Source organism: Dysgonomonas sp. HDW5B, assembly GCF_011299335.1.
Classification (GTDB): Bacteria; Bacteroidota; Bacteroidia; order Bacteroidales; family Dysgonomonadaceae; genus Dysgonomonas_A.
The window spans coordinates 2,584,645-2,603,011 of sequence record NZ_CP049858.1; the positions used below are offsets into that span (position 1 = coordinate 2,584,645).

General features: G+C 36.4%; 17 protein-coding genes. 11 read left to right on the forward strand and 6 right to left on the reverse strand.

Translation table 11 applies throughout. The annotated features are described in order from the left end of the window. Nucleotides 1-14 precede the first annotated feature (14 nt). The 4 genes from G7051_RS10610 (at nucleotide 15) to G7051_RS10625 (ending at nucleotide 4,717) form a co-directional block, all read left to right on the forward strand. Complete coding sequence (locus tag G7051_RS10610; RefSeq protein WP_166200150.1) at nucleotides 15-1,163, forward strand: glycosyltransferase family 4 protein; 1,149 nt, start codon at nucleotides 15-17, stop codon at nucleotides 1,161-1,163. Between the two features lie 8 nt (nucleotides 1,164-1,171). After that, nucleotides 1,172-2,296, forward strand: coding sequence for a glycosyltransferase (locus G7051_RS10615; protein ID WP_166200152.1), 1,125 nt, complete (start codon nucleotides 1,172-1,174; stop codon nucleotides 2,294-2,296). A gap of 17 nt (nucleotides 2,297-2,313) precedes the next feature. Next, entirely contained in the window at nucleotides 2,314-3,417 is a 1,104-nt protein-coding gene (locus tag G7051_RS10620; protein ID WP_166200154.1) for a DUF1972 domain-containing protein, read from the forward strand. A gap of 223 nt (nucleotides 3,418-3,640) precedes the next feature. Next, on the forward strand, nucleotides 3,641-4,717 hold the full coding sequence (locus G7051_RS10625) for an SPOR domain-containing protein (RefSeq protein ID WP_166200156.1): 1,077 nt from the start codon (nucleotides 3,641-3,643) through the stop codon (nucleotides 4,715-4,717). A gap of 65 nt (nucleotides 4,718-4,782) precedes the next feature. On the opposite strand, the gene cobU is transcribed toward G7051_RS10625, so the two are convergent. From cobU to G7051_RS10650, 5 genes are read right to left on the reverse strand one after another with little or no spacing between them, the layout of a single operon-like run. Next, on the reverse strand, nucleotides 4,783-5,295 hold the full coding sequence (gene cobU / locus G7051_RS10630) for a bifunctional adenosylcobinamide kinase/adenosylcobinamide-phosphate guanylyltransferase (protein ID WP_166114866.1): 513 nt from the start codon (nucleotides 5,293-5,295) through the stop codon (nucleotides 4,783-4,785). Beyond that, nucleotides 5,296-5,871, reverse strand: coding sequence for a cob(I)yrinic acid a,c-diamide adenosyltransferase (locus G7051_RS10635; RefSeq protein ID WP_166200158.1), 576 nt, complete (start codon nucleotides 5,869-5,871; stop codon nucleotides 5,296-5,298). It lies immediately after the preceding gene. A gap of 7 nt (nucleotides 5,872-5,878) precedes the next feature. Next, nucleotides 5,879-6,847, reverse strand: coding sequence for an adenosylcobinamide-phosphate synthase CbiB (cbiB, locus tag G7051_RS10640; RefSeq protein ID WP_166200160.1), 969 nt, complete (start codon nucleotides 6,845-6,847; stop codon nucleotides 5,879-5,881). A gap of 20 nt (nucleotides 6,848-6,867) precedes the next feature. After that, nucleotides 6,868-7,893 carry an aminotransferase class I/II-fold pyridoxal phosphate-dependent enzyme gene (locus G7051_RS10645; protein ID WP_166200161.1) on the reverse strand — a complete coding sequence of 342 codons (1,026 nt, stop codon included), beginning with the start codon at nucleotides 7,891-7,893 and terminating at the stop codon, nucleotides 6,868-6,870. Between the two features lies 1 nt (nucleotide 7,894). After that, nucleotides 7,895-9,373: a cobyric acid synthase gene (locus tag G7051_RS10650; protein ID WP_166200163.1), complete on the reverse strand. Its 1,479-nt coding sequence runs from the start codon at nucleotides 9,371-9,373 to the stop codon at nucleotides 7,895-7,897. Between the two features lie 465 nt (nucleotides 9,374-9,838). Here G7051_RS10650 and galK point away from each other — a divergent pair, with 465 nt between their 5' ends. From galK to G7051_RS10670, 4 genes are all read left to right on the forward strand, one after another. Beyond that, complete coding sequence (gene galK / locus G7051_RS10655) at nucleotides 9,839-10,981, forward strand: galactokinase (protein ID WP_166114882.1); 1,143 nt, start codon at nucleotides 9,839-9,841, stop codon at nucleotides 10,979-10,981. A gap of 344 nt (nucleotides 10,982-11,325) precedes the next feature. Continuing rightward, on the forward strand, nucleotides 11,326-11,790 hold the full coding sequence (locus G7051_RS10660) for a DUF4494 domain-containing protein (protein ID WP_166114885.1): 465 nt from the start codon (nucleotides 11,326-11,328) through the stop codon (nucleotides 11,788-11,790). 2 nt (nucleotides 11,791-11,792) lie between these two features. Continuing rightward, nucleotides 11,793-12,461 (forward strand): YggS family pyridoxal phosphate-dependent enzyme, encoded by a 669-nt coding sequence (locus G7051_RS10665; RefSeq protein WP_166114888.1) that lies wholly within the window; start codon nucleotides 11,793-11,795, stop codon nucleotides 12,459-12,461. A gap of 134 nt (nucleotides 12,462-12,595) precedes the next feature. Continuing rightward, on the forward strand, nucleotides 12,596-13,537 hold the full coding sequence (locus tag G7051_RS10670) for a hydrogen peroxide-inducible genes activator (protein ID WP_166114891.1): 942 nt from the start codon (nucleotides 12,596-12,598) through the stop codon (nucleotides 13,535-13,537). 462 nt (nucleotides 13,538-13,999) lie between these two features. Here the strand turns inward: G7051_RS10670 and G7051_RS10675 are convergent, their stop codons facing one another. Continuing rightward, nucleotides 14,000-15,175 carry an MFS transporter gene (locus tag G7051_RS10675; RefSeq protein ID WP_166200165.1) on the reverse strand — a complete coding sequence of 392 codons (1,176 nt, stop codon included), beginning with the start codon at nucleotides 15,173-15,175 and terminating at the stop codon, nucleotides 14,000-14,002. A 578-nt stretch (nucleotides 15,176-15,753) separates the two neighbouring features. Between G7051_RS10675 and G7051_RS10680 the strand changes: the two genes are divergently transcribed. The 3 genes from G7051_RS10680 to G7051_RS10690 all read left to right on the forward strand — a co-directional run bounded on the left by G7051_RS10680 (nucleotide 15,754) and on the right by G7051_RS10690 (nucleotide 18,365). Beyond that, nucleotides 15,754-16,458: an SAM-dependent methyltransferase gene (locus G7051_RS10680; protein WP_166200167.1), complete on the forward strand. Its 705-nt coding sequence runs from the start codon at nucleotides 15,754-15,756 to the stop codon at nucleotides 16,456-16,458. Between the two features lie 82 nt (nucleotides 16,459-16,540). Continuing rightward, entirely contained in the window at nucleotides 16,541-17,650 is a 1,110-nt protein-coding gene (locus G7051_RS10685) for a Gfo/Idh/MocA family protein (RefSeq protein ID WP_166200169.1), read from the forward strand. 67 nt (nucleotides 17,651-17,717) lie between these two features. Then, the gene (locus G7051_RS10690) at nucleotides 17,718-18,365 is read left to right on the forward strand and encodes a hypothetical protein (RefSeq protein WP_166200171.1); all 648 of its coding nucleotides are present in this window, start codon (nucleotides 17,718-17,720) and stop codon (nucleotides 18,363-18,365) included. Nucleotides 18,366-18,367 lie beyond the last annotated feature (2 nt).

The window sequence follows — 18,367 nt, forward strand, 5'->3', positions numbered from 1 at the left end:
GAACAACTCGAGAAATGAAAATTGTATATTGTCTCATAGATTCTTCTCAAGCGGGAGGAATGGAGCGTAGCATCTGTTGCAAGGCTAATTACTTTGCAGATGTTATGGGATATGATGTGACTATAATTACAACAGACAGGGAATCAAGAGAGAACTTTTTTGACTTCTCCTCTAAAATACATTTTTTCGATTTAGGTATAAATTATCGAGAGTTAGATGGACTTCCTTTCTCCAAACGACTAAAGAATCAGATACATAAAAGAAAACAACATAGAATTCGCTTAGAGCAGATATTAAGAAAAATACAAGCTGATATTGTTATTTCGACTTGTACGCATGAGGTATCTATTCTTTGTAAGATAAAGGATGGGAGCAGAAAAATAGCTGAGAGCCATTTATCTAAAGACCATAAAAAAATAGAAGTGAGTTTGAGTAATCAAACGTTATTATCGAAGCTTTTTACTTTGATAACTGATTTTCGGAGAAAGCGATTTCTTAAATATTACGATGCTTTGGTCGTACTTTCTGAAAGTGAAAAAAGACTTTGGGCGGGATTTAATAATCGCATTGTGAGTATTCCTAACCCTTTACCTTTTTTTCCCGATTCTACGACCGATTGTACTCAAAAGAAAGTAATAAGTGTAGGACGTTTGAGTAAAGAAAAAGGTTTTTCGTATCTGATTGATGCCTGGCGATCAGTCTCTCAAAAGCATTCCGATTGGGAATTAGTAATTTTCGGGAACGGTGCAGAACTTGAAAATTTACAAAAACAAATTTCAGATTTAGGACTAAAAAATAATATACGAATACATCCTTCGGTGAAAAATATTTCAGATGAATATCTGAAAAGTTCTCTCTATGTGATGCCTTCAATAAGCGAGGCATTTGGCTTGGTTCTTCCCGAGGCTATGTCTTGCGGATTGCCTTGTATTGCTTTTAAATGTTCGGATGGATTATCTGAAATTATAACAAATGGAGAGAACGGTTTTTTAGTGGAAGCTAGAAATATAGATAAACTGTCTGAGAAAATATCTTTTTTAATTGATAACGAGCAATTAAGAAAGCAAATGGGGCAAAATGGAAGAGCAAGCATACAGTGTTTTCTCCCTGAGAATATTATGCCTCAATGGGTAGACTTATTTTCTGAAATAAATGAAGGATAGGAGTATATATGAAACAGAGAATAACAATTATAGCATGTTATTATGGACATAAGTTGGGAGTTGGGGTATTCATGGAAAGATTGCTTCCTCTTTTGATTGAGAAAATATTAGGTAAAGATTATAGAATAACATTAATCGTTAGTAATGATTTTTATAATAATAGTGTACATCTGCTGCCCCAAAATAAGGATTTAGCAATTGTCAAACCTATATTACTACGGAAAAGTATTTTTTCTAAATTTTACTTTTTGTTTATACTGCCATTCTTGCCTTACGTGAAAAGAGCAAAATACGTTTTGTATTGTTCAGATGCTATAGTTGGAAAATCTGTAAAAAACTCAATCCCTATAATTCATGATTTAAATGATTTTGAAGAAGAAAATAAATTTGGTTTCTTACGGACTTTGTTTAGGAAAAAGATGATAGAATTATCATTAAAAAGAGCTTGTAAGGTTGTTGTTATTTCAAAGTTTGTAAAAGCACAGATTGAAAAGGCATTTCCAAAAGAAGTGGATAATAAATCCGTTAAAGTAATATACAATGGGATTACCCTTTGTCATGAAGTTATTTTATCAAGTAATGAAAAAGATTCTGATTCTAATGAGGTATATTTTCTGATAGTAGGCAGGCTTGATCCTTATGCAAAGAAATTATATGAGGCTGTAACTTTATTTCAGACTTACAAGAAATTACATTCTTCAATTAAATTGAAATTTGTTGGGGGAATTAATGATTATTGCAAGGAGGATGCAGAAATCTTTCTGCAGTATATTACAAATGATAAAGATATATCATATTTAGGATTTGTATCTGATGAAGAATTAGATGTCCTATATAAAAATGCATTGGCTACTATTTTTCTTTCCAAATATGAAGGCTTTGGTTTTCCCCTCTTGGAGTCTTTTGCGAGAGGTTGTCCGGTCATTACTAATGCGGAAAATGAAGTAAATGACGAGCTATCCTCTGGAAAAGATATAAAGATTTTAGAATCAGAGTTGTCTAATGAAGCGATTGTAGATAACAAAATAAGTCAGATTTATAATGTAGATAGAAATGAATTGATAAAAATTGCAGGGAATTTTACTTGGGAGAGAGCAGCTAATGACTATCTCGGAGAACTAATGAAGAATTGATTATCTTTAAATAATAAATGAAAATAGCCATACTAGGAACCAGAGGCATCCCCAATAGTTATGGGGGATTTGAGCAGTTCGCAGAATTCCTGTCTGTCGGATTGGTCGAACTAGGACATTCTGTGACAGTATATAACGTGCATTTTCATGAATACGATCAGCCGGAGTTCAGAGGTGTTACCATCAGAAAGATATATAGTCCTGAGAAGCAAATAGGTGCGGCCGCTAATTTTGTATATGACTACCTGTGTATGAAGGATGCTTTGAAACAGGATTTTGATATTATTTACGAAGCCGGCTACCATAGTAATGCACCCTCTTATTATTTGCTAAAGAAAAATTCGCCCATTGTAATTACCAATATGGATGGGATAGAATGGAAAAGAAGCAAGTGGAATTATTTTACTCGCCAACTGATTAAGAAACTGGAGAAAATAGCAGTTCGTAAATCTGATTATTTAGTTTCCGATAATTCAGCAATCCAAAAATATTACAAGAAAGAGTTTAATGCAGAATCGTTTTGTATTGCTTATGGGGCTGACATAGTTGAACACTTCGATGAGAATTTGCTATCTCCCTATAATGTGACAGCTAATAATTATTTTCTCGTGATCGCCCGTTTAGAACCTGAGAATAATATCGAAATGATTCTTGATGGATATATTTTGTCGAATGATTCCCGGCCATTTTTGATAATCGGTAATGCCGGAACAAAATATGGAAGATTTCTTCAAGCAAAATATCGTAATGTTAATATTCATTTTCTGGGTACAGTGTATAAAAAAGAGGTATTGGATAGTCTTCGCCATTATAGCACATTGTATTTTCACGGACATTCTGTGGGAGGTACCAACCCGTCATTGTTAGAAGCAATGGCTTCTCAAGTATTGATTGCTTCACATGATAATGAGTTTAACAAAGCGGTGTTGAACATTAATGCTTTATACTTTGTTAAGGATACAGAAGTCGCCTCTATGATTTGTAATATTAATTCTTTAGGTGACGAAAAAAAGAAGATTTTTATAGAGAGTAATAAAGCACAAATTATCAATAAATATTCGTGGAAGTCAATAGTGTTTCGGTATGAGAGTCTATTCAATGAGATTCTGAAAAAGAAATAGTATTAGATTTAAGGATTCGATATGCAATGTTAACAAATATTTCAGTTTGCAGCATGCTGTATTTATATGTTATGTAGCATTATTTGTGTTTTTTGCAACCTTAAAATCTCGAAAAATTAGATCGTAATTGGTATTCAGTAGATTACTAGATATAAAAAAATTCTATCTGATTTTAATAACTTAAAAGAATGATTCCTTAGATACTATCTCTTATATTTGTAATATGAAAGAATTTACGTCCCATATAGATTACCTGATACAGAAGCATGACTGTGTGATTATACCGGATTTTGGAGGTTTTGTATTGAATCGTGAAGTGGCTAAAATAGCTGCCGATGGTTCTATTACACCACCAAGGGTTACCGTTGGTTTTAACCCCGATCTTAAGTATAACGATGGTTTGTTGGCGGAGTCATATATGAATGCATATTCTATATCATATGATATTGCTTGCAAACGTATCGGAGATGTGGTGAAGAGGTTGAATACGATCCTTGCTTTAAGACAACCCATACAATTAGGATTGTTGGGTAAATTGTCACAAGAAACGGATGGCCGTTTGAGCTTTGAGCCTAATCATAATATCTCAGCCTCTCATTCAGAAACATTTGGATTGTCGGTGCTGGATATTAGAAGATTGGTTGATATTCAGGAAATACAGAAAGTATCTATTGTCAATAATAGACGCTCGATTTATAAAAGAGTATTTGCCGGAGTTGGTGCAACTGCAGCGGCTATTCTGGTCTTTTTTGTCACTTCTACTCCTATTTCTGAGAACGAAAACAATAATGTACAGAAATCAGGATTTTTTACAGATTTGATTTCGGCTTCCGCTAACCATTCAAATTCTATCGAAATTTTATCTGATAGTTCATTAGATATCTCTTCTCCGGAGGAAATTATAAGTGAAACCGATGTTGAAGCTCCGATTACAGAAGTTGAGGTAAAGAAAGAAGAACCTAAAATAGAAAAGGTTGTTCCTGCTGTTACTCAAAAAGCAGAACCTGCAAAGGTTGCCAAAGCTACTACTGTTGCAGAAACTCCTACCGTGAAGAAGGCTGTTGAACCAAAATTCTTTGTGATAATAGGTAGTGCTGGCAGCAAATCAGAAGCACAAAAAGCTCTTAAGACGTTTAAGGATAGAGGATATAAGGATGCTAATATAGTTAATTCAGGAGACCGTAATAGAATATATGTAGCGTCTTTTGAAGACAAAGCTCAAGCTGAAAAATACTTGGCTTCATTTAAGAAGAGCAATCCTAAATTAAACGATGCTTGGGTGTTTACAAAGAGAAATTAATATATCCTATATTATAGAAATAAAAAAGAGCTGTCTGTAAAGGCAGCTCTTTATATTTGTACATATTACTTAACTTGAAGAGGTATTCCCGAAACCATCAGATATACCTTATTGGCTTTAGATGCAATATATTGATTTATCCACCCTTGCAGATCCATAAATAATCTTTGTGCTTTATTTTCAGACGTTCCTCCTAATCCGATTTCATTACTAACGAAAATAAATTGAGCTTCTTGCTGAATTAGCTTATCAAACTCTTCCTTTATCATAGCTAGAGATAAATCTACATCCGAATTGTTGTCAAAGAAAAAGTTTGTAGCCCATAAAGTAACGCAATCTACCAATACAACCCTGTTTTCAAGCCGATGGTTGCTTAATTGCTTCTCTTCTTCTATATTAGTCCATTCAGTGCCTCTGTCTGCTTTGTGGCGTTCGATACGCTTTTGGTGTTCTTCGTCCCAAATTCGCGAAGTTGCCAGATAGACCGGGTTTTCAGATAATGATAGAGCTATTTGCTGAGCATAGCTGCTTTTTCCGGATCGTTGTCCTCCTGTGATAAATATAATTTCTTTAGCCATTTAGTCATCATTCTTTTTACGTTTATATAAAAAGTCGTGCCAGCGTTCTTCATCTGTTCCTTCTTGAAACATATCGAATCGAGCCATCGTAAAGAAAAGATCAGACAGACGGTTTATAAATTGCAGTATATTTGCCGGAACTTCATCTTGTTTATTCAACGTCCATAAACGGCGTTCGCTTCTTCTTGCAATGGTTCTTGCCAATTGTAGATGAGCTGAAGCGAGTGTTCCTCCCGGTAAAACGAAGGTTTTACTTTCGCCCATTCTGTCAGTCATACTATCCATACACTCTTCACAGAATTTAGCAAGATCTTCGGGGAGCTTATTCGGATTCTTTTCCCGCATTTCGGAAGGGGTTGCCACATGAGACATAACCACCATTAATTCGGTTTGGATCTTGAATAATACAGCCTGAAATTCGTGTTCTCGTGGAAGGTATGCCCGTACTACGCCGATCATCGAGTTTAATTCATCAATAGTTCCGTTAGCTTCGATACGAATATCATCTTTATCTACTCGTTGACCTCCGTGTATTCCTGTTTTGCCTTTATCGCCACCTTTAGTATATATTTTCATGATCAATTTAATTAAGTAAAGGAAATATATTAGTGATACTCAATGCGATGATTATTAAAATCATAAGTATTTCTGTTCGTTGATTTATGTTGACTGCTACCTGCATATCTTCAGTAGTAATATCTCTGTCTGTAGTTCCTATATAGGGTTTATCCACTAATTGACCAAAATAATGGTTTGGTCCTCCAAACCGGCAATTGAGGATACCTGCTAAAGCAGATTCGGGATACCCTGAATTGGGACTGGCATGTTGTGATCCATATTTAGAAATGAAAGATAGTAAAGACAGTCTACTACTGACAATAAGCATTAATAGGGCAGTTAATCGGGCAGGAATATAATTGGCAATATCATCTATATGTGCTGCCCAACATCCAAAATCTTTGTACCGTTCGTTTTTGTATCCGATCATCGAATCCAGTGTATTGATCATTTTATAGGCGACCATACCCGGTACTCCTAATAATAGGTACCAGAAGAGTGGTGCGATAACTCCATCGCTTAGATTCTCTGATAAAGTTTCGAGTGCAGCCGTCCGTATTTGTTGGGGCGATAATTGAGATGTATCTCGTCCTACAATTCGTGCGACCTGTTTGCGGCCGTCTTCTGCCGATTTGTCGGTTGCGATGAAAACGTCTCTTACTTCATTTGCAAGAGTTTTTCCTGCCAGACAGAAGAATACCATTACAGCATTGAATCCGATCGCTAAATATGGATTTATAGAGATCAGTACTTTATTTAGATAGAAGAAAAGAATAAAGCATCCTACAATCAAAAATATAGAAAAAGCTGCCCCTTTGAATATTCTGGACGTACCTTTATTCAATAATTTTTCTCCCCTTGCTATTATTTTCCCAAAGGCTACAACCGGATGAGGGAGTGATAATGGGTCTCCAAACAACCGATCTGCAATCCATCCAATAATGAGAGGTATTATCAGTAAAAGAATACTACTATTGGTATATTCTAAAGTCATAACAGTCTTTGTTTTTTATACTACCCAATCAATAGAGAGGTCTGAGACCTTGTCCATTCTTTGATCGCTTTTACGAGTAGGTTATTATTTGATTTTTCTTGCACTGCAATGCGAAAGTAGCTTTCATTCAGTCCTCTGAAATTAGCAGCATCTCGAATTAGAAAACCGTACTTTTCGACTAGATACTTTTTGAGATCAGCAGCTTTGCCTAGTTCTAATTGGCACAGAAAGAAGTGCATTCCCGAAGTATGTACTTTGACTCTCGATACTTCCGCCAATTGCTTTTGTACACGTTGAGATTCCTGTAAGTAATCAGAGAAATCATATGATACATTGTCTAATAAATATAAACCTGCTAATTGAGCCAATTGATTCACCGACCAAGGCATACTGTAATGCTTAATCTTGTCTATCTTATTTTTTTGAGCAGTAATATAGCCCAAGCGTAATCCGGGAATTGCATAGCATTTAGTTAAAGAATGAAGCAAAATGACATTGTTGAATTTCAACGCTTGCGAAGCACTCCAAATAATATGGTTAGTAAATGCTGCATACGATTGATCTATAACAAAACAAGTGTTCGGATTGTTTGATATTATTCTTTCCAGGTATGCTTTGTCATATATTTCGCCTGTCGGGTTATTAGGGTTACACAACCATACCAATTGTGTGTCGGGTTGAATATCTTCTAGTGAGTCAATATAGTAGAGATTGTGGTCATGTATCTCGCAAGCATCCTCATATTCTCTGAATGTCGGGATCAGTACCGCTGTTTTACTCCCTCTAAAGGCTTGAGCAATGAGGTAGATTGCCTCTGTAGCTCCGTTTGTAACGCCTATTTCGTCCTTTGAGATTCCCAACTTTTTTCCGATCAACTTTCTCAATGTAAGTGCATCGGGTTCAGGATAAGAATGTATTGAGGAAATATTTGTCCACAGATACTCTTTCAGGTCTTTCAGATCAAACTTATTGTAGACATTAGAGCTGAAATTACTTACAATCTTGTGGTCGAATTGATAGGCGTCATCGCCATGTCCTGTTATCATCTCAGGTCGTCAATATTTTATACACCAGATCCATATTTACATTTTTGCGTACATGGTCGGCCAATTTGTTATACTGTTCTTCTTTGTATGCTTTAAAATCGAAAGGCTCACTTGATAATTTCTCAGCATAAGGTTCGAGTAAAAAATCAATAAATACTCCGTTATCTAGGATACCGTGAATGTATGTGCCGAAGCATTTTCGGTTAAGGTAAAAGCCATCGGTAGTTCCGTCGGTCAAACGATTGAGGGGATTTTCTTTAGCACCTTCAACAGGAACTGTTGTACCCATGTGTATTTCGTAGCCTTCGCATGACGACTCAGAATCAAGAAACGAAAATTGAACTTGTCGTGTCACTTTCTCGCCTTGCATTTCCGTAGAGATCGGCAGAAGTCCTAATCCCGGTAATCGTTCTATTGATCCTTCTACATGCAATGGGTCACATACTTCCTGCCCCATCATTTGGTAACCTCCGCAAATACCCATCACTGTGGCTCCATCTTTATGAGCTTTGACGATGCTTTGGGCAACGCCATTGCGTCGTAATTCGTAGAGATCCGAAAGTGTACTTTTACTTCCGGGAATAAGTATTATATCGGCTTTCTCAATTTCATCAGTATTATTAGTGTAATATAAATGAACACGGGGATCGCGTTCGAGCATATTGAAATCGGTGAAATTGGACAAGTGCCTGAGCAGTATAACCGCGACATTTACTTTATCGTGCGATGCCTGTAGATTCTTGGTCTGGAGCATAACAGAATCCTCTTCTTCGATGTAAATGTCTTTGTAATAAGGCACAACTCCTATAACAGGAGTTCCACAAAGGTCTTCTATTATCTTTACACCCGATTCAAAGAGCCTCATGTCGCCTCTGAATTTGTTGATAAGAATACCTTTGGTATGTTTTCGTTCTTCTTCCGTCATAAGCATTATGGAGCCGTACACACTTGCAAATACTCCGCCACGGTCGATATCCGCCACCAGAATAACATCAGCTCCCGCATGTATAGCCATAGGGAGATTTACAATATCGGTTTCGCGTAGATTTATTTCTGAAACACTTCCTGCACCTTCCATTACGATGGGATTGAACCGCTTTTCTAAACGATCGAATGCATCATTTACTGCATTTCGGAGAACATCACGCCCTTCTTTCTTGAAGTATTGATAAGCACTTTGGTTGCCATATGGTTTTCCGTTTAATACTACTTGAGCTACTTTATCGGTAGTCGGTTTCAGTAGCAACGGGTTCATATCCGTATGGCAAGGAATACCTGCGGCTTCTGCCTGCACGGCTTGTGCCCGTCCTATTTCCAGCCCTTCGGGGGTTGCGAAAGAGTTGAGAGCCATATTTTGAGCTTTAAAAGGTGCGGGATGATAACCATCTTGCAAAAATATGCGACAAAAAGCGGCTGCAATTACGCTTTTGCCAACATCGCTGCCTGTTCCGGCAAACATGATTGGTCGGAGTTTCTCCATGAGATCAAATACTAGTCTAAATTTAGATACAAAGGTATGAATTTGCGCTTAAGTAGGAGTCAAGTATTGAATGATATATTTCAGAATTGGAACAATCTCCGGTTGTTATGTTTGTCAAGACAGATAAAAGGTGTGTGCCTTTAAAAGGTACGTATTTGATCGATTTGTTTCTACAAAAGAATATGTAATGAATTATGTACCAGTTTAAACTATCACTCTGTATAGGATATCAGGCTATGTCATAGTTAAAAGAACAAAAAAGTTCCCATTTGTTCAAAAAACGTTATTCAGTAAAGAAATAAATGTTAATTTTACACCACCTATAAATTCGAAGCCGTAAATACTGATTAAGTCAAGATCTTGACTTGCTGTTTATCCGAATTTAATAGTATACTATGAAATAATTTACTGTAATCTATATACGAAAAATAATTATAATTAACCATATAAAAATATTCCAAAACCATGAAAACTGCTGCAATCCAAGAAAAATTTCAGTCATTATTTGGCGAAGGTGGTGTAATATACACTGCTCCCGGACGTATTAACCTGATTGGTGAACATACCGATTATAACGGTGGATTCGTATTGCCGGGTGCTATAGACAAAGCTATGTATTGTATAATAAAACCCAATGGTACACCTGACAGAGTAAGAGCATATGCTTTAGACCTCGAAGAGATGGACGAATTTGGATTAGATGATATTCCAATCAAACAATGGGGTAAATATATTTATGGAGTATGTCTGGAAATGATCAAGAGAGGAGCCAAGATACAGGGCTTTGATGTTGTGTTTGCAGGAGATGTGCCATTAGGCGCAGGAATGTCTTCTTCGGCAGCACTCGAAAGTTGTTTCGGATTTGCCCTGAATGATATGTATAACTTAGGTTTCGACCGTTTCGAACTAGCTAAAATAGGACAAGCTACCGAGCATAACTATGTAGGAGTAAAATGTGGTATTATGGATCAGTTTGCATCCTGCTTCGGAAAAGAAGGATCGCTTATCCGTCTAGATTGTCGATCATTAGAATACGAATATGTACCTTTCAATCCTAAAGGATACCGATTGGTTTTAATCAATACATGCGTGGAGCATGAGCTGGCATCTTCTGCTTACAACAAGCGTAGAGAGTCGTGTGAAAATGCAGCCTCATATATCCGTAAATATCATCCCGAAGTAGAATTCTTGAGAGATGCTACATTGGATATGTTGAAAGAAGTAGCTAACGAGGTAAGTGCAGAAGATTATATCCGTGCAGAATTTGTGATCGAGGAAATTCAACGCCTGTTGGATGCTTGTGAAGCACTTAAGAAAGGTGACTATGAAACTGTCGGCAAAAAGATGTATGAAACTCATATCGGCTTAAGCCGTAAATACGAAGTGAGTTGTCCTGAATTGGATTTCTTAAATGATGTTGCCCGTCAGTGCGGTGTAACCGGCTCTCGTGTTATGGGGGGAGGTTTCGGAGGTTGTACCATTAATCTTGTGAAGGATGAGTTACATGATGGTTTTATCAAGCGTGCAACCGAAAGCTACGAACAAAAATTCAAAATCAAACCTAAGGTTTATGATGTGATAATCAAAGACGGTGCAAGAAAATTGTAAGATAGCCGACCTTTGGACTATTCTGTTAAGTGAAACACATCTAGAAAGTTATAATGCCCAAATATAGCAATACATATTTTTCGGTACTTATAAAAAATCACAGATGGTCGATAAATTTTATTTATAATTGAGGTTTGACTTATTTAAATAATTGCTACTTTTGTTTTCTAAAGAAAGCTCTTTATGTCTAAAAAAAGTTTTTCATAAAGAGCTTTTCAGCATATAGGTCGTATTTAATATGTATAGCCTTGTTTTCAAGGCGTAACTGTCAAATAGACTAATGCTTACCAAAATAATAAAAGGTCTGAGACCTAAAACTGATTAATTATAAATAAAATTATCCTATGCATAATTGGTTTGAATGCAAAGTTTCCTACGATAAAACGATGGAAAACGGAACGCTGAAGAAAGTAACCGAACCTTATTTAGTGGATGCTTTGTCATTTACAGAAGCCGAAGCTCGTATAATAGAAGAGTTGAAGCCATATATATCCGGAGATTTTACAATTGCTGATATCAAGCGAGCTAAATTAGCTGAATTATTCTTTAACGAAAATGGCGATCGCTATTTTAAAACTAAGATCTATTTTATCACACTGGATGAAAAGAGCGGAACTGAAAAGAAAACTGCAGTGAGCATGTTGGCTCAGGCTTGTGATCTTAAAGAAGCTTTGGCCGTGATTGAAAAAGGAATGGAAGGTACCATGGCTGATTATGTGATTGCATCAATCAACGAAACTATGCTTATGGACGTTTTTCCTTACGAAACAGCAGAGAAGACGAAGATAGAATATCTGAAAGAAGAATAAATATGAGTATAAGTGCAAACCTGGATGCTGTAAAATCTTTACTGCCCGAAGGCGTAAAGTTGGTAGCGGTGTCTAAGTTTCATCCCAAAGAAGCTTTAGAGAAAGCTTATGCAGCAGGGCAACGGGTCTTTGGAGAGAGTCGGGTGCAAGAACTTGATAGTAAGCAGGAGGTTTTACCGAGAGATATCGAGTGGCATTTAATAGGGCACCTACAGACTAATAAAATAAAGACAGTAGTCCCTTATATTCATACAATTCAGAGTATCGATAGTTGGAAAGTATTATCTGAAATCGATAAATCGGCATCCAAAGTAGGTCGCAAAATAAATTGTTTGCTTGAAATCTATATTGCTCAAGAGGATAGTAAGTATGGTTTTACTTTTGATGAGTGTCGAGATTTACTGGAAAATGAAGATTGGAAAGCTCTGAAGAATATTCAGCTTGCAGGTGTAATGGGGATGGCAACCAATACTGATGATGAAAATCAGATTAGGCAAGAATTCAGATCACTAAAGGTGTTCTTTGATGAGCTTAAACAGAAGTATTTTAAGTATGACTCCTGTTTCTGTGAGATATCTATGGGTATGTCGCACGATTATAAGATTGCTATTGAAGAAGGATCAACTATAATCAGAGTAGGGACATCTATTTTTGGGGAAAGAGAATATTAAGGTCTCCGACCTTTTTATTGCTTAGGTAAGTAGATAACCGAAGCATGTTATGACTAAACAATATTGCAGTAATATTTGCTGCCTTTAAATTGATAATATCCATTAGTTAATAATGGTCATTTATTTTATCGCATATGAACATACAACAGTTGGAATACATTATTGCGGTTGACAATCATCGTCATTTTGCAAAAGCTGCCGAGGCATCTTTTGTGACGCAACCCACATTGAGTATGATGATACAGAAACTTGAAGACGAGTTGGGGGTGAAAATCTTTGATCGTAGTCAATTGCCTGTGCAACCGACACCTATCGGGACTCAGATAATAAATCAGGCTCGTGTTATAGTGTCACAAGTAAAGCAGGTGAAAGAAATAATACAAGAGGAAAAAGGAATTGTAAAAGGCGTCTTTAAGTTGGGAATTATTCCGACTATTGCCCCTTACCTTCTTCCTAAACTAATGCTTAGACACGAAGAAAACGGATACGATATAGAGCTCTTTATAGAAGAGACTACAACAGGGCAAATTATTGATGCCCTCCTTAATGGATCATTGGATGGAGCTATTTTGGCAACACCTTTGAAGAATGATAAGATTAAAGAGCATCCTATCTATTACGAACGATTTTATGCTTATGTTTCACCTCGTGAAACTTCTTTGTATGCAAAAAAAGAACTCGAAGAGGATGATCTGAATATTAATCGTTTATGGTTACTTGAAGAAGTTCATTGCTTCCGCAGTCAGATATTGCGTATTTGTAACCTGCGTAAACGTAAGAGTTCACATTCACTATTTACTTACGAGGCCGGTAGTATCAGCACATTGATAAATATTGTGGATAACAACAGTGGTTTAACCATTATCCCCGAGATGGCTATTGAGCAGCTTAACGATAAGCAAAAGCAAAATATCCGCCCATTGAAAGGTATATCTCCTGTTCGTGAGATTAGTCTTGTTACACGTAAAGAATTCTTACGCGAACGAGTTCTAGGTATTATTATTGATGAAGTAAAAGGGTCAGTACCTCCCGCTTTACTGAATGAGGATTTAAGAAAATTTGTTGTGGATATTTAATCTGCCATATATCGATATACTTAAAAAGGAGGTCAATTCGATCTCCTTTTTTATTTGTGTAAAGAATGTATCGAAAACTTGAAATTGCTATCTTTTCTTATTCTCGTTTTTCGAGGGTCTTCCTGTTCTTTGTCCAAATACGCAATTCTCGGAGAGATAAGGACGGGCAATTTCTTCTTGTTTTGATCTCTATAGTTTGCCTATAAATGAGGTCTCCTGTGGCGTTTAAATAGGCTTTTGTTAGTCTGTTTTTATGATCTTTTAGCTAGAATAAGTCTTGCTTTTATCTCAGTTCAAAGGTGTTTTTTTACTCGTTTTAAATTTATTTTCTTGTTTTTTGATTCTTTACAATTATAGCAATATATTTATCTATAATATTTATTCATTTTTAATTAATATACTTTTATATAAAAGTGGTTTTATATTCTTGAACGTATTTATAATTGCTTATTTATGATGTGTTTATCTTAGTCTCTTTCTTTCAAATAGTTTTTTGGAGATTGTTTGATAAACAAGGACGCTGAAAAAACAAAGTCCGGATGCAACTAAGAAAAGTACCTCAAAAGAGTATATTCCCGATATGTATCCACCCACTAACATACCTAATGCTAAACCTAAATCGAAGCCTACTAGATATGTAGAATTAGCTGTTCCTCGTTGATTGTTCTCTGCCATGTTTATATAGAGTGTTTGAAGTGCAGGAAACATCATCCCAAAACCTATTCCGATGAATAATCCGGATACACAAAAGGCAACAATATTATGGATTAAGGCAAAGCCTAAAAATGCGATGGCAACAATTCCCATTGCCGAAGTATTAACTAAATGGATGTATCCTTTATCTACTATACGTCCAGAGAAAATGCGGGAGACAATAATCCCTCCGGCCCAGAATAAGAAAAATATACCGGCGTTAGGTATATTTATTTGTTTACCATATTGAGCCACGAACGGTCCGATAGTGCCCCATGCGAAACTCGGAAGCAATTGGTTTAGAAATATGGGCCAGGCAGGGAGTAAAAAGAACCGGTCAAAAGATAGTTTCTCTCGTTCCAGCTTTGGACGTTCGGGTGCTTTGATAAATGATGCAGCTGCAATCCCGAGGATTCCCATAAAGATGGCACAATACAGCAAAATCTGGAAACTATAGTTCTGATAGATGTGAATCGCAATAAAAGGGCCTATAGCCATAGCTACGTTCATGAAAGTGCCAAAGTATCCTATTCCCTCCGCTCTTCGCTCAGATGGCACTAAATCGATTGCGAGAGTGCTTGACGATACGGTTGATAATCCCCAGGTAATACCATGAAAGAATCTAACGATTACAAATACAAAGATGGTGACCGCATAAAAATACCCGAAAAATATGGCAACATAACAGATAAAGCTAATCAGCAGGATTTTTTTTCGGGAATACAAATCAACAAGGTACCCCGAAAAAGGTCTGATCATCAGAATTGCAATGGCATACGATGCAAGCACAATTCCCGTTTTGGTTTGTGGAACACCCAGATGTTCGGTGATGTATAGAGGAATGGAAGGCATCAGCAGATTAAAGGAGCATGCCATCAGGAAATTTGCTACGCAAACGTTCAGATAACTTAAAGTCCACAATTTAGGTTTAGAAGACGATTCCATATTTTATTCTTTATTGTCCGAGATTATAGAACGATATAAATTATTTATGACAATCACTAGCTTAAATAGTTAGCGTTAAATATTTAATGTGATATTTCATCAGCATAACTGTCTCTAGTTGTTATACTTGCCAAAGCAATAAAAAGGTCTGTGACCTTAGTTATACAATAGGGTGACAAGAGTTATAAAAAGTAAACAAAAGTGACCGGTAAATGATGTATAAGTGTCACTTTTGTGGATTTTGTAAGTGTTTGTAATTCAGATCCCTATTTTCAAAAAGGTTACAAAGGTTACAAAAGTGACACTTTTTTTACGAGTTATATTTTCTCTTGCTCATTCTTGTTACTTTACTTATATTATAGATAAACAATTCAACTTAGTTGATGATTCGCATTATTACTGAAATCATAAATAAGGTCTGAGACCTTAACAAAATCAGCATATATTTTGTTTCTGTTTTGCACAACGAAGTTATAATCTTTTCTTCAAAGAAACAGGAGTTTATAGAAGGGAAAATGCGTATATTTTGTACCAATCAAGAAAAAGGTTTATTTTTGTTTAAATATTAATCTCAGAAAATGCAAGCATCACTTATTCTTATCCCTGTTCCATTAGGCGAAACTCCCATTGAGCAGGTTTTACCTGATTACAATAGAGGACAGATTCTTTCCATAAAGTATTTTATTGTTGAGAACATACGTTCGGCACGTCGTTTCCTGAAAAAGACAGATGCTTCGATAAATATTGATGATCTTACTTTTTATGAGTTGAACAAGCATACGAATCTGGAGCAGATAGAAGCTTATCTTCAACCCATTGCCAATGGCTATTCAGTAGGTGTCATCTCGGAGGCCGGATGCCCGGCTATTGCAGATCCCGGAGCGGATATTGTTGCCATTGCCCAACGCAAAAACATTAAAGTAGTTCCCTTGGTCGGCCCTTCATCAATCTTGATGTCATTGATGGGCTCAGGCTTCAACGGACAAAGTTTTGCTTTTCATGGATATTTGCCCATTGATGCAGGCGAGCGCCTAAAGAAGATTAAGCAACTTGAGCAACGTATATACAATGAGCAGCAGACCCAGTTGTTTATCGAAACGCCTTACCGAAATCATAAACTGGTTGAAGACCTCATTAAAAATTGTACGCCTTCTACTAAGCTTTGCATTGCCATGAATATTACATGTGAAGACGAATATATCAAGACTCTCTCCATTAAAGAGTGGGCAAAGCAATTGCCTGATATGAACAAGAAACCATGTATCTTCTTATTATACAAATGAAGGATTGAAACCTTTTGGCTTTTTTAGCTATACGGTTTCTAATCATATTAAATTACTTACAATCTGATAACTTAAAACGAATATGAAAATCAAAAACATCGGGTTAATTTTTCTAATTTCTTTCTTTTGTACAGCATTGTATGCACAACAAGAAAAGTCAGCATCTAATAATGAGCCGTTACGTTTAGGAGTTGTAGGATTATCTCATGGACATCTGTGGGAGGTAATAAGCAGGCTTGATCGGAATGATTTTAAAGTTGTAGGAGTTGCCGAAAAAAATACGGCATTGTGGAATAACAAAGCTTTAAAAGAAAAAGTAGCGAGTGATCTGTTTTTTCAGGATCTGGATGAAATGCTTGTAAAAACCAAACCTCAGGCTGTTATTGTTTATGAGAGTATTTACGATCATCTGAGAGTTGTGGAAGCTTGCGCAAAATACGGAGTGCATGTGATGGTCGAAAAGCCTTTGTCTACGAATGTCAAAGATGCAAAGCGAATGCTCGATCTGGCGAAGGAAAATAATATCTTCCTTTTGACTAATTATGAAACAACCTGGTATCCAACTATACATAAAGCTTATGATATGATACAGGATGGTTTTGTAGGCAATTTATCCAGAATTAATATTTATGACGGACATGGAGGTCCAATTGAAATAGGCTGTGGTCCCGAATTTACAGACTGGCTGACCGATCCTGCATTGAATGGGGGAGGTGCTGTTATCGATTTCGGATGTTACGGAGCAAATATCAGTACATGGATGATGAAAGGACAGAAGCCATTATCGGTCTATGCAGTGTTGAAACAACAGAAACCAAATGTTTACCCCAAAGTTGATGATGATGCAACCATTGTAATCGAATACCCCAAAGTAACTGTAGTTGCTATGGCATCCTGGAATTGGCCCATCTCCCGCAAAGATATGCACATATATGGCGATAAAAGCTACATATATCAGGACAATAAAACTTCGATGCGTGTTTATCAGGATGATAAAGAGACCCTATTGGATATTCCCGAAATGGCTGCTCCATATAATGATGCCTTCCTTTATTTTAAGGCTGTTGTAAATGGAGATATTTCCGTTAAACCTAATGATCTTTCGGCTCCCGAAAACAATCTTACAGTAGTCGAGATTCTGGAAGCTGCCATTGAGAGCAGCAAGACGGGTAAGGCTGTAAAATTACAATAAGGATTTGTTAATAATGAGCCGGTTATAAGGCTAAAATATAGCTATAAATTTTATTCATTACTAAGATATGAAATTCGATCCTGAATTTAAGAGTGCAATTTTGCAATTACCGTCTAAAGAAAAGGACAAACTCCTTTTGCGATTGCTGAAACGAGATGTGATTTTAGCCAACCAATTGCATTTTGAACTGATAAGCGGTGACAGCGTTCAGGATCGAAGAACCAGAATGGAAGCTCATATAAAACAGAAAATAGAGTGGGCAACAAATCGTTTCTCTTCTTTAGACTCTCTGCTGGTTGATATCCGTTCCCTGAGTGCAGATATTACCGAAAATGTGAAGATAACTAAAGATAAATACGGCGATGCAAGCCTGAATTTGTTGATGTTGAATGAACTGTTGAAAAACAATAATGCCAGAATAGCACAGTCGAATCTTAAAAAGACCTCTGCAATAAGCATATATATAATAGCCCGGATTTTTAAAATACTCATATCAATCAAAGCCTTGCATGAAGATTATCTGATTGAGTTTGAAGCGGGATTAAACGAATTAGCACAAGCAATCGAGAAAAATCCGATACTGCTGAATATGGCTATTAATACCGGAGTGGATATTAATTGGCTTGCAGATGCTGAAGTTCCCGATAATATAGCAGAAATACATAAAGAAATCCGCTCGAAAGGTCTTTTGAAGCGGAATGTCAAAATGTTCTAATT

Coding starts and splice junctions, on each gene's coding strand:
- G7051_RS10635 (WP_166200158.1), bottom strand. CDS start 5,871: ATGAAAATATATACTAAAGGTGGCGATAAAGGCAAAACAGGAATACAC.
- cbiB (WP_166200160.1), bottom strand. CDS start 6,847: ATGACTTTAGAATATACCAATAGTAGTATTCTTTTACTGATAATACCT.
- G7051_RS10685 (WP_166200169.1), top strand. CDS start 16,541: ATGAAAATCAAAAACATCGGGTTAATTTTTCTAATTTCTTTCTTTTGT.
- G7051_RS10680 (WP_166200167.1), top strand. CDS start 15,754: ATGCAAGCATCACTTATTCTTATCCCTGTTCCATTAGGCGAAACTCCC.
- G7051_RS10610 (WP_166200150.1), top strand. CDS start 15: ATGAAAATTGTATATTGTCTCATAGATTCTTCTCAAGCGGGAGGAATG.
- G7051_RS10660 (WP_166114885.1), top strand. CDS start 11,326: ATGCATAATTGGTTTGAATGCAAAGTTTCCTACGATAAAACGATGGAA.
- G7051_RS10670 (WP_166114891.1), top strand. CDS start 12,596: ATGAACATACAACAGTTGGAATACATTATTGCGGTTGACAATCATCGT.
- G7051_RS10625 (WP_166200156.1), top strand. CDS start 3,641: ATGAAAGAATTTACGTCCCATATAGATTACCTGATACAGAAGCATGAC.
- G7051_RS10620 (WP_166200154.1), top strand. CDS start 2,314: ATGAAAATAGCCATACTAGGAACCAGAGGCATCCCCAATAGTTATGGG.
- G7051_RS10650 (WP_166200163.1), bottom strand. CDS start 9,373: ATGGAGAAACTCCGACCAATCATGTTTGCCGGAACAGGCAGCGATGTT.
- G7051_RS10675 (WP_166200165.1), bottom strand. CDS start 15,175: ATGGAATCGTCTTCTAAACCTAAATTGTGGACTTTAAGTTATCTGAAC.
- cobU (WP_166114866.1), bottom strand. CDS start 5,295: ATGGCTAAAGAAATTATATTTATCACAGGAGGACAACGATCCGGAAAA.
- G7051_RS10665 (WP_166114888.1), top strand. CDS start 11,793: ATGAGTATAAGTGCAAACCTGGATGCTGTAAAATCTTTACTGCCCGAA.
- G7051_RS10690 (WP_166200171.1), top strand. CDS start 17,718: ATGAAATTCGATCCTGAATTTAAGAGTGCAATTTTGCAATTACCGTCT.
- galK (WP_166114882.1), top strand. CDS start 9,839: ATGAAAACTGCTGCAATCCAAGAAAAATTTCAGTCATTATTTGGCGAA.
- G7051_RS10615 (WP_166200152.1), top strand. CDS start 1,172: ATGAAACAGAGAATAACAATTATAGCATGTTATTATGGACATAAGTTG.
- G7051_RS10645 (WP_166200161.1), bottom strand. CDS start 7,893: ATGATAACAGGACATGGCGATGACGCCTATCAATTCGACCACAAGATT.